Consider the following 15,289-nt stretch of genomic DNA (forward strand, 5'->3'; position numbering starts at 1 on the left):
AGATTCATGACCTGAATTGAGCTCATGCTTCTGCAAAGCATTCTGGCTGGCAAAGCCGTCAGCCTATCCGAGTTGAAGAAAAACCCGTCTGCCGGCTTGAAGGCTTCGGGCTATCGGTTGGTTTATCAACTGATCGAGGAGCCTGTGGTGGCCTGCGTGGTGGCGGTGGGCAAGCGCCAGCGCACAGCTGTGTAGGCAGGCCAGGAAACGCTGAGATTGCGGAGCGTCTTTGTTTCTCCCTCATCAAGCAATTGTTACAAAACTTGACTGGATTTATCCTGCAATGACATATTGATAGTTAGCAAGCTAACAGTGTGCAAACAGTCCTGTGCCCAACTCCCTTGAATCACTCCACATGAACATCAGCAGTGGCATGGTGGTCGCGTCCCGGCATTGGCGGCGGATCTGCCAGACCACGCTGGTCAATTTCGGCATTTCCGAAGCCTGTGCGGTGCCCCTGCTGATGATCGGGCGCCTGGGCGAGGGCGTGCGCCAGGTCACGGTGGCCCAGGCCGCCGGCATGGAGAGCCCATCCCTGGTGCGCCTGCTGGACCAGCTGTGCAGCGCCGGTTATGTGTGCCGCAGCGAAGACCCCCATGATCGCCGGGCCAAGTGCCTGAGCCTGACCGACACCGGCCGCGAGCTGGTGCAGGCCGTGGAAATTGAGCTGGTACGCCTGCGCCAGGAGGTGCTGGAAGGCATCGGCAGCGCCGACCTGGAAGCGGCGCTGCGGGTGATCCGCGCCTTCGAGGCTGCCACTCATCTGCCGGTGCAGCCATCTTGAAAGGTTTTTTCACCGGCATGCCCCCCGCGCGCGATTGGTTCTACGGCGTACGTACCTTCGCCGCCTCGATGATCGCGCTGTACATCGCCATGCTGATGCAGATGCCCCGCCCCTATTGGGCGATGGCCACGGTGTACATCGTCTCCAGTCCGTTTGTCGGCCCCACCAGCTCCAAGGCCCTGTACCGCGCGGTCGGGACCCTTCTCGGTGCCGCTGCGGCAGTGTTGTTCGTGCCGATGTTCGTGCAGAGCCCCTATCTGCTGGTGGTGATCATTGCCCTGTGGACCGGGATCCTGCTGTTCCTGTCCATGCACCTGCGCACTGCCAACAACTACGCGTTGATGCTGGCCGGCTACACCCTGCCGCTGATCGCCCTGCCGGTGGTGGACAACCCCCTGGCGGTGTGGGACGTGGCCGAGGCGCGGACCGAGGAAATCTTCCTCGGGATCATTTGTGCGGCGGTGATCGGCAGCATGTTCTGGCCCCGGCGACTGGCCCCGGTGTTCGTCGATTCGGCGGGCAAGTGGTTCGACGATGCTGCCACCTATAGCCGGCGTTTTCTGCGCCGCGAGGTGCAGCCCGAAGAGATCAGCGCCCTGCGCGGTTCCATGGTCGCCACGTTCAATACCCTGGAATTGATGATCGGCCAGTTGCCTCACGAAGGCGCCCGCCCGCAGACGGTGCGCAACACCAAGGAGCTGCGCGGGCGGATGATCCACCTGCTGCCGGTGGTGGACGCCCTGGACGATGCGCTGTACGCCCTGGAGCGGCGCACCCCGGAACTGGTGGAGCGCTTTGCGCCTCTTTTGGCCAAGGCCGACGAGTGGTTGCAAGGCACCGCCCAGGACGCGTCGGTACAACGCTGGCAGGCCCTGCGCAGTGAACTCGATGCCCTGCAGCCGAGCCCCGAGGCCCTGGATGACCGGCACCAGCTGCTGCTTTCCAATGCCCTGTATCGCCTCGGTGAGTGGATCGACCTGTGGCAGGATTGCCGCAGCCTGCAGCAGGCCATCCAGTGCGAAAGCCAGGCTCCCTGGCGCGCCGTCTATCGCCACTGGCGCCTGGGCCGGCTGACGCCGTTTCTCGACCGCGGGCTGATGCTGTACTCGGCGGGTTCGACGGTCCTCGCCATCATCGTCGCTTCGGTGCTGTGGATTCTCCTGGGCTGGACCGATGGCGGCAGCGCGGTGATTCTGGCAGCAGTGGCCTGCAGCTTCTTCGCCGCGATGGACGATCCGGCGCCGCAGATCTACCGGTTCTTTTTCTGGACCGCGATGTCGGTCCTGTTCGCCAGCCTCTACCTGTTCCTGATCCTGCCCAACCTGCACGATTTCCCGATGCTGGTGCTGGCCTTCGCGGTGCCGTTCATCTGCGTCGGTACCCTGACGGTGCAGCCGCGCTTCTACCTGGGCATGCTCCTGACCATCGTCAACACCTCATCCTTCATCAGTATCCAGGGCGCCTACGATGCGGACTTCCTGAGCTTCGCCAACTCCAACCTGGCGGGGCCCGTGGGTTTGCTGTTCGCGTTCGTCTGGACCCTGGTGGCGCGGCCGTTCGGCTCGGAGCTGGCGGCCAAGCGCCTGACCCATTTCAGCTGGCGCGACATCGTCGGCCTGAGTGAACCTGCGACCCTCGCCGAGCACCGGCACATGGGCGCGCAGATGCTCGACCGCCTGATGCAGCACCTGCCGCGCCTGGCCATGACCGGCCAGGACACCGGCGTCGCCCTGCGCGAACTGCGGGTGGCGCTCAACGTCCTTGATCTGCTGGCCTACGCGCCGAGGGTCTTGGGGGGCGCGCAGACGCTGCTGCGCCAAGTGGTGGCCGAGGTCGGCGAGTACTTCAAGGCCTGCCTCAAGGCCGGTGAACGCCTGCCGGCCCCCAGCGGCCTGCTGATGACCCTGGACCGGACCCGCCGGGCCCTGAGCAGCCAGGGCCTGCAAGGCGACGACGAAACCCGCCTGCACCTGCTGCACGCCCTCAGCGGCCTGCGCCTGGCCCTGTTGCCGGGGGTGGAGTTCGTCGGCGCCGGCGAGCTTGAACAACCCCTTCCCCATGGCATCGATGGAGCGCCTTTATGATCGGTGATCTGGATATCAGCGGGGTGTTCCTGCCCACGCTGCTGGTGCTGATGGGCATCACTTATGGCGTGTACCTGCTGGTGCACGGGGTGCTCACGCGCCTGCACTTTTATCGCCTGGTCTGGCACCGGGCGTTGTTCAACGTGGGTCTCTACGCTCTGCTGCTGGGCGCCGTGGACTCTCTCAGTCGATACCTGATGACATGAAAAAACCTTTATTGACCATCGGCCGTGTGGTCCTGACGTTGCTGGTGGTGACCTTCGCGGTCGTCGTGGTCTGGCGCATGGTGATGTACTACATGTTTGCGCCCTGGACCCGGGACGGGCATATCCGTGCCGATATCGTGCAGATCGCTCCGGACGTGTCCGGGCTGATCCAGCAGGTGCAAGTGCGCGACAACCAACTGGTGAAGCGCGGCCAAGTGCTGTTCAGCATCGACCAGGACCGCTTCAGCCTGGCCCTGCGCCAGGCCAAGGCGTCCCAGGCCGACCGCCAGGAAACCCTGGCCCAGGCCCAGCGCGAGGCCAAGCGCAACCTCGGCCTGGGCAATCTGGTGCCGCGCGAGCAGTTGGAAGAAAGCCAGTCCCGCGTGGCCCGTGCCCAGTCGGCCCTGGCCGAGGCCCAGGTGGCGGTGGACAGCGCCCAGCTCAACCTCGATCGCTCGGTGATTCGCAGCCCGGTGGACGGCTACGTCAACGACCGCGCGCCCCGCACCCAGGAGTTCGTCACCGCCGGGCGCCCGGTGCTGTCGGTGGTGGACAGCAACTCCTTCCATATCGATGGCTATTTCGAAGAAACCAAGCTCGACGGCATCCATGTCGGCCAGGCCGTGGACATCCGCGTGATCGGCGACCGTGCGCGCTTGCGCGGGCATGTGGAAAGCATCGTCGCCGGGATCGAGGACCGTGACCGCAGCAGCGGCTCCAACCTGCTGCCCAACGTCAACCCGGCCTTCAGCTGGGTGCGCCTGGCCCAGCGGATTCCGGTGCGCATCGCCTTCGATGACGTGCCGGCGGATTTCCGCATGATCGCCGGGCGAACCGCCACGGTGTCGATCATCGATGACCAGGCCAAGCAGGAGCCCGGGCGATGAGCACCGCAGCACGTTTGGCCGTGGCCGGCCTCGGCCTGCTGCTCTCGGCTTGCCAGATGGTCGGGCCGTACTACCAGGTGCCCAAGGACGCTGCACTGCAACGCCCGGACCTGCAGGGCGAGTTGACGGCCAAGGGCGCGCCTGTGGTCTCGGCGCCGGTGCCCGCCGACTGGTGGCGCCTGTACCGGGACCCGCGCCTGGACCAGTTGGTGCAACAGGCCCTGGCCTCCAACACCGATCTGCGAGTCGCAGCCGCCAACCTGTCCCGGGCCCGCGCCCAGGTGGATGAAGCCCAGGCGGCCGGCGGCTGGAGCGGCGGGGTCAAGGCCGGCGTCGAACGCTTGCAGGAGTCGGGTGAAGCCTTCCTGCTGCCGGAGAAAGTACCGGTGGCCAACGTTGGCAACCTGTCCATCAGCACCTCCTATCAGTTCGACCTGTTCGGCACCCTGGCGCGGGGCATCGAGGCGGCCCAGGCCAATGCCGACGCCACCCAGGCCGCGGCGGATATCGCACGCATCACCCTGGTGGCGGATGTGGTCCGGGCCTACACCCAGGTTTGTGCGGCCAACGAAGAGCGCGAAATCGCCGAACACTCCCTGAGCCTGCAAGCCCAGAGCACCGAACTGACCCAGCGCCTGCGCGATGCCGGGCGTGGCGACGAAACCCAGGTCACCCGCTCACAGACCCAGTTCAAGTCCCTGCGTGCCGACCTGCCGCGCTACGAGGCGGCGCGCCAATCGGCGTTGTTCCGCCTGTCGATGCTGTTGGCCAGGCCGGTTGAGCAACTGCCCGCGGGCACTGCCGGTTGCGCCGAACTGCCGCACATCACCCAGTTGCTGCCGGTGGGCGACGGCGCGGCGCTGCTCAAGCGCCGGCCGGATGTACGCCAGGCCGAGCGCCGCCTGGCGGCCGCCACGGCCGAGATTGGTGTTGCCACCGGAGCCCTGTATCCCGACATCAGCATCGGCGCGACCGTCGGTACCGTGGGCATCCTCGACAACCTCGGCAAGGCCTCCACCAACCGGTGGGGCTTCGGCCCGCTGATCAGCTGGACGGTACCGGCCAATGGGGCCCGCGAGCGGATCCACGAAGCCGAGGCCACGAGCCAGGGCGCTCTGGCACATTTCGACGGGGTGGTGCTCAACGCCATTCGGGAAACCCAGACCGGCCTGGCCCAGTACAGTGCCCAACTGCAGCGCCGCGATGCCCTGGCGGACGCCGAGCAGTCGGCGCAGCAGGCGGCGGATCAGACCCACCGCTTCTATCAGGCCGGGCGCGCATCATTTCTCGCGGACCTGCAAGCCACCCGTACCTACACCGATATGCGCGCGCAGCTAGCGTCGGCCAATACCCAGGTGGCGATGAGCCAGATCGATCTGTTCCTGGCCCTGGGCGGTGGTTGGGAAAGCGGACGAACGCAAGGGGCGCAACACGCGAAACCCTGAGGCCGTTGCTATGCTTTGATCAGTTGGCAAGGCGCCGCGTGCAACGCGCCTTCCAGCGCTCAAAGCATGCGATGGTCATGGGGATTCCAATAATGAAAAACCCTTATGCTCCGGGCTTCTGGTGCGCGCTCTGCGCCCTGGTGCTGCTGTCTGCCACTTACTTCTACGGCATCATGCTGGCCCACCAGATCGACAAGGCCCTGGTGTTCCTCGACAGCGCCAGTGCGCTGATTGCAGTGATGGCCATCGGCGTGGTGGCCTGGGCCTCGTTTCAGGGCCAGAAAATCAAGAAAAGACAACTCGAGCAAAGCAAGACCCTGGTGGTCATCTGGGACACCAAGGTGGCCCTGCGCCGGGTCGAGACCGTATTCGACCGTTACTTCTGGGGCAGCTACTGGCAACCGGGGCGAACCTTCGCCGAAGTCATGGGCGAACTCACCGGCACCCCGCTGGAGAAGAGCCTGGAAGCCCTGAAGAAGCAGTGCATGCTGCTCGATAAACAGGCCGATGACGGGCGTCACTGGTTGAACAATGCCCGTGAGCTGTCGGATGTGGCCACCGCCATGGCCCGGGAGCGCTATCAGCTGGACTTTTGCGATCCCCGTGGCGAGTCCCGTGGCAACAGCACGGTGATCGACCGGGATTTCGAAGTGCTGGTGTACACCTGGAGCGCCCGGCTCAAGAGCTTCGACCACCAGCTCGACGCCCTGGAGCTCGAATACGCCTAAGCTCCAAGCCGCAAGCCGCAAGCCGCAAGCCGCAAGCCGCAAGCTAGATGCTTGATGCTTGCGGCGGCTTGTTTTTTTACATTCAAACATTGGGCCCGATCCGGTTGCCGGTGGTAATCTTCGCCCGTTTTACGCGGAGTCGAGCCGCGACCCGTCATGGGTTCAGGGAAGACGACCACACCTTCAAACAACGGATATTGATCGGGTCATACATGAATAAGTCAGCAGGCGTACTGTTAGGAATCGTCGTCGCGGTAGGTGCCATCAGTGTCGGCGGCGCCTGGTACACCGGCTCCAAGCTGGAAGGGGTTCTGCAGCAGCAGATCGTCGAGAGCAACAAGGAACTGCAGGCAGCGCTGCTCGGCTACGACGCCACGGCCACGCTGGAGCTGGTGTCCCTGGATCGCGGCCTGCTGAGCAGCAATGCCCGCTATCGCTTCACGGGCCACGGTGATGTGTTCCGCGGTGACCTGGAGTTGATGATCGCCGACCACATCGAGCACGGTCCGCTGCCCTTCTCGCGGTTGATCCGCTTCAAGTGGCTGCCAGTCATGGCTTCCAGCCATTACGAGCTGGAGAATAATTCGCAGACCGACAAATGGTTTGCTGCCACCAAGGGCGTTGCCCCGTTCAAGGGCGTGGTCAATGTCGGCTACGACCTGTCCGCCGAGGGCACCCTGGATTTCACGCCGATGGAACTGGCCCTGGATGAGCAGAACAACCTCAAGTTCTCCGGCCTGAACGCCACTTTCAGCGTTAGCGAAAACCGCCGCAAGGCCAAGGTCGACGGCTACATGGACAGCCTGAGCCTGTTCCTCAGCTCGCCGGACAAGGCCCCGCTCAAGTTGGAGATCAACGGCCTGACCCTGGCCAGCAATCTGCAGAAGAGCAGCTTCGACTACTACCTGGGCCAGAACACCCTGGAACTCAGCGGCCTCAAGGCCACCTTCGGCGACAAGCAGTCGGTGCTGACCCTGAAGAACTTCGAACAGAAGACCAGCAGTGAAGAAACCGGCAGTACCGTGGCCGGTCGCGCGGACTACCGGGTGGGCGAGATTGCCTTCGACGACAAGAAGGTTGGCTCGGCCGAAATGCTCTGGAGCATGAAGAACCTCGACAGCCAGGGCATGCTCGACCTGATGCAGGTCTACCAGACTGTGTTGCAGCCGTATCAGAAGGCGGCCACCGAGGCCAATGCCGAGGGCGAGCCCGCGCCGGAACTGCAAATGACCGACGCCGAGCAGGTCAAGGTACGTGCCGCGGTGAACAAGGTCCTGGAAGCCAAGCCGCAGATCGCCCTGGAAAGCCTGGCGCTCAAGACCGGTAGCGGTGAAAGCCGCTTCAGCCTGAGCCTGGACCTGACCAAGCCGCAGAACCTGGAACTGCCACCGGCCGAGCTGGGCAAGCAACTGATCAGCCAGCTGGATGCCAAGCTGTCGCTGTCCAAGCCGATGGTGGCGGACATCGCAGCGATGCAGGCCCAGGCCGAAGGCCAGACCGATGCCAAGCTGATCGCCGAGCAAAGTGCCGCTACCGCAGAAATGCTCAGCGCCATGGCCCTGGCCACCCAGTTGGCGAAGCTGGAAGGCAGTGACGTGGTGTCGTCCCTGCACTACGCCAACAATGAAGTGAATTTCAACGGCCAGAAAATGACCGTTGAACAGTTCGTTGGTTTTGTCATGAGCAAACTGGGGGGCGCTGGCGCCCTGCAGTAAGCCTGCGCGGGTCGCCCTGGGCGACCTTCGACGTTGCCTCCCGACGCCCGGCGCTGTGCATTGGCACAGGCCGGGCGTCGTGCTGTCTGGTGTTTATGGTCTGATTTTGGCGCCATTGGCGAGCCCTGAAGGGCCGCCGCGTGGCTTGAAGCGCTGATTCTGAATAATTATGGCGTTTGCAATTCTCGACTAACCTTCGTGGAAGAATTCTCCGGGAAAGCTTTGCCGGATTGTTTGTTCCCGCTTCCCGACGCCTTGCAGGGCAGGGGAGTGCGCAGAGCTCCGGCTTGCTACGTAAGGATGCTGAAGAAATGCCACGCACTGCTCATCCCGCTCGCCGTTGTGGTCTACGTCCGCTGTTTCGCCTGGCGCTGTGCAGCCAACTGCTCTGGCCTGGGCTCGCCTGCGCCGATGCGGCCTATGACCAACTGATCATCCAGGCCCGGGCCGGCAGCTATGCCCCGGCGCTGACACATCTGCGCCAGGTCCCGACCAGTGCTCTGAACAACGGGTTGGTCAGTGATCACTTGCAGATCGCCAGTTGGGCCGGACTCGACGCCGAAGTGGTCAAGGTCTATGAAACCCAGGGGCGTAACCGTGTGCTGCCGGTGCAGGCACTGACGGCCACGGCCCGGGCCTATCGCAACCTCAAGCAGTGGGACAACGCCACCCGGCTCTATCGCCAGGCGCTGGAGCGCGATCCGCAGAACCCCGACCTGCAACTGGGCCTGGCCCTGACCCAGGCCGATGCCGGCCAGCCAGCAGAAGCGGTGGCCCGAGCCCGGGCCCTGGTGGCGGCCAAGCCTGACGACCCGTCGCGGCGCCTGGCCCTGGGCTACGCGCTGACCCGCGCCAACCTGCCTTACGACGCCCTGGCCGAGTACGACCAGGCCTTGCTCCGCGCCGGCGACAAGCCCGAGGTGATCCGTGAATACATCTATGCCCTGCAGCGGGCCCGTTTACCGGAGCCGGCCCTGCGCCTGGCCCTCAAGCATCCGGGGCTGATCGACCCGGTCATCCAGCGGCGGATTCAGGCTGACCTGGCGGCCGAACGGGTGCGCTTGTCGGAGCTGGCCAGCCGCAGTGAAAAGGAACGCTTTGTGGTGGCCGATCGTGCCCTGGCCGACTACGACGCGCTGTTTGCCGCCTGGAGCAAGGATCCCCAGGCCCAGGAAGACCTGACCCGCTGGCGCATCGACCGCATGGGCGCCCTCAAGTCCCGGGCGCGCACCGCAGAAGTGCTCAGCGAGTACGAGCAATTGACTGCCGCCGGCGTGGCCATCCCCACCTATGCCCTGCGCTGGGTGGCTTCGGCCTACCTGGATCAGCGTCAGCCGGAAGCCGCTGCCGACCTCTATCGCCGGGTGCTCAGCGCGCCGGACGCCGACCGTGGCAACCGGGTCGAAGACACCACGGCGCTGTACTACGCGCTGCTGGAAAGCGAGCAGCCCGAAGCGGCCCAGAAAGTCGCCAATGACCTGGCCAACAGCGAACCCCAGCGCATTCAGCTCACCGGCCAGACGGTTGGCGATCCCAACGACGACTGGCTGGATGCACAACTGTTGGCGGCCCAGGCCGGCACCTACGGCAATAATCTGCCCGACAGCGAGCAGCGCCTGGAGGACCTGGTGAGCAAGGCCCCGGGCGACGTCAGCGTGCGCCTGGCCCAGGCCAACCTGTACCTGGCCCGGGACTGGCCGCGTCGTGCGGAAAACCTGCTCAAGGAAACCGAAAGCGTGGCGCCGCGGGATATCGGCCTGGAAGTGGCCCAGGGGCATACCGCCCAGGACCTGCAGGAATGGCGGCAACTGGACGCCTTGACCGACGACGTGGTCGCGCGTTTTCCGGAGAACCGCTCGGTGCAGCGCCTGGCCCGCGAGCGTGAAGTGCACGACATGGCCGAGCTGCGCGTTTCGACCTATGGCGGCAAGAGTTACGGCGGTGGCAGCAATGGCGCCGGGGCCGTGGCCGGGAGCCGCGACTTTGGCATTGAGACCCGGCTCTACAGCCCGCCCATCGACGAAGACTGGCGGGTGTTTGGCGGTGCCGGCTACGCCACCGGCGATTTCCAGGAAGGTACCGGTCATCACCGTTGGCAGGTGCTGGGGGTGGAGCGGCGCACCCGTGACATGACCCTGGAAGCGGAAGTCTCCAACCATTCCTACGGTTTCGGCGACAAGATGGGCGCCCGGGTGTCCCTGGCCCGGGACATCGACGACCACTGGCAATACGGCGGCAGCCTCGACTACCTCTCTGCCACTACTCCGCTGCGGGCCCTCAACAGCGACATCAGCGCCAACGGCGGCAGCGCCTTCCTGCGCTGGCGCGCCAATGAAAGCCGGGAATGGAAGCTGTCCATGAGCCCTTCGCATTTCAGCGATGGCAACAACCGCTTCGAAGCGCTGCTCACGGGGCGTGAAGGGGTTTACCGCTCGCCCGAGGTCCAGGTCGATCTGGGCCTGGAAGTGGGCGCCAGTCACAACACCCTGGATGACACGCCCTACTTCAACCCCAAGGCGGACTTCAGCGTCCTGCCGACGGTCAGCGTCAACCACGTGCTCTATCACCGCTACGAAACCTCCTGGAGCCAGCAATTCCAGGTCGGCGCCGGTACCTACACCCAGCGCGACTACTCCACCGGCGGCATCGGCCTGCTCAGCTACGGCCAGCGCTACAGCTGGAATGACGTGTTCGATATCGGAGCCGTGCTGAGCGTGATCAACCGACCTTACGACGGCGATCGGGAAACCGATCTGCGCCTGGCCGTCGACCTTACCTACCGCTTCTAGAGAAGAGTGTGACGATGCGCCTGATCAACCGTTGCATCCTCCTGCTGGGCGTGCTGCTGCTCAGCGCCTGTTCCCAGCCCGCGGCGGACTTCGTCACGCCGGCGCAGCGGCCGCTGCCGAACCCTGAAGCGCCGTGGCCGAAGAACCATGTACTGGGCATCGCCTACCACGACATCGAGGACCGCGACCCGGATCAGCGGGTGGTGGCGGTGCGTACCGAGCGGATGATCCAGCAATTGGCCTGGCTGCGAGAGAACGGTTACCAGCCGGTGACGGTGGACCAGATCCTGGCGGCCCGCAACGGCGGCCCGGAGCTGCCGGCCAAGGCCATCCTGCTGAGTTTCGACGACGGCTATTCAAGCTTCTACACCCGGGTGATGCCGGTGCTGCGCAGCTATCGTTGGCATGCGCTGCTGGCGCCAGTGGGCACCTGGATCGATACCCCGGCCGACCAGCCGGTGAACTTTGCCGGTGAACTGCGGCCCCGCTCCCAGTTCCTGACCTGGGCACAGGTGCGTGAAGTGGCGCATTCCGGGCTGGTGGAAATTGCCGCCCACACTGATCGCAGCCACCTGGGCATCCTCGCCAACCCCCAAGGCAACCTGCAGCCGGCGGCGGCGACTCGGCGCTATGACGCCGCCACCGGCCGCTATGAAAGCGAGGCGGACTTCCAGGCGCGGATGCGCCAGGACGTGAGTACCATCTCGGACAAGATCCTGGCGGTGGCCGGCTATCGCCCGCGAGTCTGGGTCTGGCCCTATGGCACCGCCGATGGTTCGACCCTGCAAGTGGTCGACAGCCAGGGTTACAAGATGGCCCTGACCCTCGATGACGGCCTCGACAGCCTCGACAACCTGATGAGCAGCCCGCGCTTCCTGGTGGTCTCCGATCCGGACGGCATGCACTTCTCCAACAGCATCGTCGGGGCCGAGACCGCGGCCCCCATGCGTGTGGTGCATGTGGACCTGGACAACGTCTACGACCCGGATCCCAAGCAGCAGGAGATCAACCTCGGCAAGCTGGTGCAGCGCATGGCCGATCTGGGGGCCAATACCGTGTTCCTTCAGGCCTTTGCCGATCCGAAGGGCGATGGCCTGGTGCAGTCGCTGTACTTCCCCAACCGCCACCTGCCGGTGCGTGCCGACCTGTTCGACCGGGTCGCCTGGCAATTGCGCACTCGGGCCCACGTCAAGGTCTACGCCTGGATGCCGGTGCTCAGCTTCGCCCTGGATCCGCGACTGCCACGGGTCACCCGTTGGGACCCGGCCACCGGCCAGACCGCCATCGACCCGAAACAGTATCAGCGGCTATCGCCCTTCGACCCGCAGGTACGGCGCCTGATTGGCGACCTGTACGAAGACCTGGCCCGCCTGACCTCGGTGGACGGCATCCTGTTCCACGACGACGCCGTGCTTTCGGATTTCGAAGACGCCAGCCCTGAAGCACTGCGCGCCTACGCTGCCCAGGGCCTGCCGGCGAACATCGCCGGCCTGCGCGATGATCCGGCCACCCTGCAGCGCTGGACCCGTTTCAAGAGCCGCTACCTGATCGACTTCACCCACGAACTGACCGCCAAGGTCCGGGCGATTCGCGGGCCTCAGGTGCAGACCGCACGCAACCTGTTCGCCGAGCCGATCATCAATCCCCAGAGTGAGGCCTGGTTCGCCCAGAACCTCGACGACTTCCTGGTCAGCTACGACTGGACCGCTCCCATGGCCATGCCGCTGATGGAAGGGCAGAGCCCGCGGGCCTCCGGGCCCTGGCTGGAGGCGCTGGTGGACCAGGTACGGAGCCGGCCCGGTGCCTTGCAGCGCACGGTGTTCGAGCTTCAGGCCCGGGATTGGACGCAGCAACCGGCCAGTGACCTGTCCGCCGAACAGATGGCCGACTGGATGGGCCGGCTCAAGCGTCAGGGCGCGACCAACTTTGGCTACTACCCGGACAACTTCCTCGACAACCTTCCGGACCTGAAAACCCTGCGGCCCGCACTCTCCAACAAATGGAGCCCTTGAATCATGATGGACCGTATCTTTGCCCTGGTGGTGCTGGCCCTGGTTCTTGGCGTGCCCCTGGGCCTGATCTTTGTGCTGACCGGCGAATTCCTCATGGACTTCGTCTTCTATTACCCGTTGTTCATGTCGGCGCTGTGGATCGCCGGCGGCCTGTATTACTGGCTGCACTGGGAGCGGCACTGGCCCTGGAACGACGACACCCTGCCGCCACCACTGGCCGGTGAACCGCTGATCAGCATTCTCATCCCTTGCTACAACGAAGGGGACAACGTCGCCGACACCATTCACGCGGCCCTGGCCCAGCACTACCCGAACATCGAAGTGATCGCCATCAACGATGGCTCCAAGGACAACACCGCCCAGGTCCTCGACCTGCTGGCCGCCCAGGACCCGCGCCTGCGGGTGCTGCACCTGGCGCAGAACCAGGGCAAGGCCGTGGCCCTGCGCATGGGCGCAGTGGCGGCGCGCAGTGAATACCTGGTGTGCATCGACGGTGATGCGCTGCTGGCGCCCCACACCGCGGCCTACCTGGTGGCGCCGATGCTGGACAATCCGCGCCTCGGTGCGGTGACCGGCAACCCGCGGATCCGTACCCGCTCGACCCTGGTGGGCCGGGTCCAGGTGGGCGAGTTCTCGTCGATCATCGGTCTGATCAAGCGTACCCAGCGGGTGTTCGGCAAGGTCTTCACCGTCTCCGGGGTGATCGTCGCCTTTCGCCGCACAGCCTTGCACCGGGTGGGCTACTGGAGCCCGGACATGATCACCGAGGACATCGACATCAGCTGGAAACTGCAGCTGGATCACTGGTACGTGTTCTTCGAACCCCGGGCCCTGTGCTGGATCCTCATGCCCGAAACCCTGCGCGGCCTGTGGAAGCAGCGCTTGCGCTGGGCCCAGGGCGGTGCCGAGGTGCTGTTCAAGAACATCCGCGGGATCTGGGAATGGCGGCACCGTTACCTGTGGACCCTGCTGTTCGACTACTGCCTGTCCACTGGCTGGGCCTTCACCTTTCTGCTGTCGGTGATTTTCTGGGCCCTGGGCAAATTCATCGTCATGCCCGAGGCCATCGCGGTGCACACCATCGTCCCGCCGGCCTTCACCGGGCTGGTGCTGGCCATGGTCTGCCTGACGCAGTTCGCGGTGAGCATCATGATCGATCGCCGTTATGAAAAGGACCTGTGGAAAACCATGTTCTGGGTGGTCTGGTACCCCCTGGTGTTCTGGTTCATCAGCCTGTTCACCACCCTGGTGAGTTTCCCCAGGGTGTTGTTTGGCGAGCATCAGAAGCGCGCGCGCTGGGTCAGCCCGGACCGTGGCATCAAGCCCATCGATGACGAAGAGGAGGTGCGCTGATGAAAATCATCCGAACCCGCCAGCGTCCGTTCATGGTAGTGGTCGACGTTGTTCTCACGGTGCTGGCCTGGGTGGGGTTGTTGTACCTGCTCATTCGCGGGCTGATCCCCTTGCTGGACAGTCATCAGGGGCCGCGCATCGAAGCCGGCATGCTCGACGCCCTGACCACCTTGCAGTTCTATGCCTGGGTCGCGTTGCTCAACGCGGTGCTGTTGATTTCCTGGGCCCGCTATCGTCAGCGGCGCAACAAGAAGTACCCACCGCGCCTGCCGGCACCGGTGGTGGATGACCAGCGCCTGACTGAAACCTTCAAGCTCAACGACGCGACCTTCGCTCAGATGCGCCAGCCGGGGACCATGATCGTGCACAACGATGAAGAGGGTGGGATCAGTCATGTCACCACACAGTTCTACCGCATCCTTCCCGAAGACCAGCAGCATCCGCCATTGGTGGTGGAGCCACCTGCCCGGGTGATTCACCTGCGTGAAGAAGGCGCAGGGGACGGGGATAAACCATGAGCTAAGGAAGTGGCAAGGTTCAGCAGGATCTTGCCTGACAAGGACGTGCTGAAAGTTTGCACAGAGGCCTGGACCTGACGTCCAGGCCTTTTTGTTATATGCCGTTCGTCTGTTTTATCTGAGAGAAAAGTTTCGAGGTTTTTATTGTTTTTAAAACTATATATTTATCAATAAGTTAACTTTATCTTTCGACTTTTTATAAGAAATCATGCCTTTTGCTTCATGGTGATATTCCATGGCTGTCTGCAATTAATAATTAATTGCTATATGCCTTATAACCTACTGTTTTGGTTTGGTTTAATTGTCTGGGTCAAGCCTGAATTTGAACGTCCTGCCTCGATATGCCCCTGGTTTCCCTGCCATCGCTGGGCCTGGAAGGCGCAGCAAGGGCACGTTGAGTGGTCTTTTTGATTCAAGAGATTGATTTACAAGATTTTATTGGCGTGGCCCAGATTTACTTTCGAATGAATATTCAAATTCATTCTTTCTTTCGATGTTTTTACGAAGGCTTTCTTGTTGGTCACCCGTTTGACGCCAGGATAGTGGCTAATTAGCATCGCGACTCGAATTTGATGTTGTAGCTGTATTTCGAAGGACCGAATTATGTCTCTCTCCAACCTCGGGACGAGGTCGTATGGCGTGCTGTCTTGCCTCCTGTGGTTGGCCAGCTCACTGCTCCCTGCCTCTGCCGCCCCACTGCCCGGCCCGGCCTTCAACCCCGGTGACCAGGACCTGATCCGCGACCGGCAGAACCGCCTGCTGCAAGAG

At 63.7% G+C, this 15,289-nt stretch carries 11 protein-coding genes and 1 pseudogene; all 12 read left to right on the forward strand.

Features of this window, described 5'->3' with window-relative positions; translation table 11 throughout:
- Window positions 1–96 precede the first annotated feature (96 nt).
- Window positions 97–214 (forward strand): annotated as a pseudogene (locus U873_RS35550) (type II toxin-antitoxin system mRNA interferase toxin, RelE/StbE family); the annotation flags it as partial.
- Between the two features lie 141 nt (window positions 215–355).
- On the forward strand, window positions 356–784 hold the full coding sequence (locus tag U873_RS0129700) for a MarR family winged helix-turn-helix transcriptional regulator (RefSeq protein WP_025131708.1): 429 nt from the start codon (window positions 356–358) through the stop codon (window positions 782–784).
- On the forward strand, window positions 781–2,868 hold the full coding sequence (locus U873_RS0129705) for an FUSC family protein (RefSeq protein WP_025131709.1): 2,088 nt from the start codon (window positions 781–783) through the stop codon (window positions 2,866–2,868). The genes U873_RS0129700 and U873_RS0129705 overlap by 4 nt, the downstream gene beginning before the upstream one ends.
- Window positions 2,865–3,074: a DUF1656 domain-containing protein gene (locus U873_RS0129710; RefSeq protein ID WP_025131710.1), complete on the forward strand. Its 210-nt coding sequence runs from the start codon at window positions 2,865–2,867 to the stop codon at window positions 3,072–3,074. Before U873_RS0129705 ends, U873_RS0129710 begins: the two co-directional genes overlap by 4 nt.
- Entirely contained in the window at window positions 3,071–3,961 is an 891-nt protein-coding gene (locus U873_RS0129715) for an HlyD family secretion protein (protein ID WP_025131711.1), read from the forward strand. The genes U873_RS0129710 and U873_RS0129715 overlap by 4 nt, the downstream gene beginning before the upstream one ends.
- Window positions 3,958–5,406: an efflux transporter outer membrane subunit gene (locus tag U873_RS0129720; protein ID WP_025131712.1), complete on the forward strand. Its 1,449-nt coding sequence runs from the start codon at window positions 3,958–3,960 to the stop codon at window positions 5,404–5,406. The genes U873_RS0129715 and U873_RS0129720 overlap by 4 nt, the downstream gene beginning before the upstream one ends.
- 92 nt (window positions 5,407–5,498) lie before the next feature.
- Window positions 5,499–6,134: a hypothetical protein gene (locus U873_RS0129725; RefSeq protein ID WP_025131713.1), complete on the forward strand. Its 636-nt coding sequence runs from the start codon at window positions 5,499–5,501 to the stop codon at window positions 6,132–6,134.
- 212 nt (window positions 6,135–6,346) lie between these two features.
- The gene (locus U873_RS0129730; protein WP_025131714.1) at window positions 6,347–7,849 is read left to right on the forward strand and encodes a YdgA family protein; all 1,503 of its coding nucleotides are present in this window, start codon (window positions 6,347–6,349) and stop codon (window positions 7,847–7,849) included.
- Between the two features lie 311 nt (window positions 7,850–8,160).
- Window positions 8,161–10,638 (forward strand): poly-beta-1,6 N-acetyl-D-glucosamine export porin PgaA, encoded by a 2,478-nt coding sequence (gene pgaA / locus U873_RS0129735; RefSeq protein ID WP_025131715.1) that lies wholly within the window; start codon window positions 8,161–8,163, stop codon window positions 10,636–10,638.
- Between the two features lie 14 nt (window positions 10,639–10,652).
- Window positions 10,653–12,650: a poly-beta-1,6-N-acetyl-D-glucosamine N-deacetylase PgaB gene (gene pgaB / locus U873_RS0129740; RefSeq protein ID WP_025131716.1), complete on the forward strand. Its 1,998-nt coding sequence runs from the start codon at window positions 10,653–10,655 to the stop codon at window positions 12,648–12,650.
- Between the two features lie 3 nt (window positions 12,651–12,653).
- Entirely contained in the window at window positions 12,654–14,003 is a 1,350-nt protein-coding gene (pgaC, locus tag U873_RS0129745; protein WP_025131717.1) for a poly-beta-1,6-N-acetyl-D-glucosamine synthase, read from the forward strand.
- Window positions 14,003–14,521 (forward strand): poly-beta-1,6-N-acetyl-D-glucosamine biosynthesis protein PgaD, encoded by a 519-nt coding sequence (pgaD, locus tag U873_RS0129750; RefSeq protein ID WP_025131718.1) that lies wholly within the window; start codon window positions 14,003–14,005, stop codon window positions 14,519–14,521. The genes pgaC and pgaD overlap by 1 nt, the downstream gene beginning before the upstream one ends.
- The last annotated feature ends 768 nt before the right edge of the window (window positions 14,522–15,289 follow it).

This window comes from Pseudomonas sp. PH1b, from assembly GCF_000633395.1.
Lineage (GTDB): Bacteria > Pseudomonadota > Gammaproteobacteria > Pseudomonadales > Pseudomonadaceae > Aquipseudomonas.